At 41.0% G+C, this 322-nt stretch carries 1 pseudogene; it reads right to left on the reverse strand.

What is annotated here, in order from left to right:
* Positions 1-322 (reverse strand): annotated as a pseudogene (locus GNY06_RS02850) (IS5/IS1182 family transposase); the annotation flags it as partial.

Consider the following 322-nt stretch of genomic DNA (forward strand, 5'->3'; position numbering starts at 1 on the left):
ATTGCCAACATTTGTCCCTGGTTATCACACAGAAAAATGCTGTTGGTGGTTTTTGCCTTTTTTCTAGCTTGATAGCCTAGCTTTTCACCTCCCATTCGGCTTGGGGTGTGGCTGCCGTCCAACTGAAGGCTTGACATCTCCAATTTTCTTTTATTAAGGAGCGAAAGACCTATCCATGCCTTTCTGAAAGAGCCATCTTTGCTCCATTTATTGAAATAATAGTAAATGCTTTGCCAGCAGATTTTCTCTCTGCCAAAATATTCTTTCAAACTTAATTCACGCCACTGACAGCCTGTTTTCAGGCGTTTTACAATAAGCTGAA

This window comes from Elizabethkingia argenteiflava (assembly GCF_009904105.1).
Lineage (GTDB): Bacteria > Bacteroidota > Bacteroidia > Flavobacteriales > Weeksellaceae > Elizabethkingia > Elizabethkingia argenteiflava.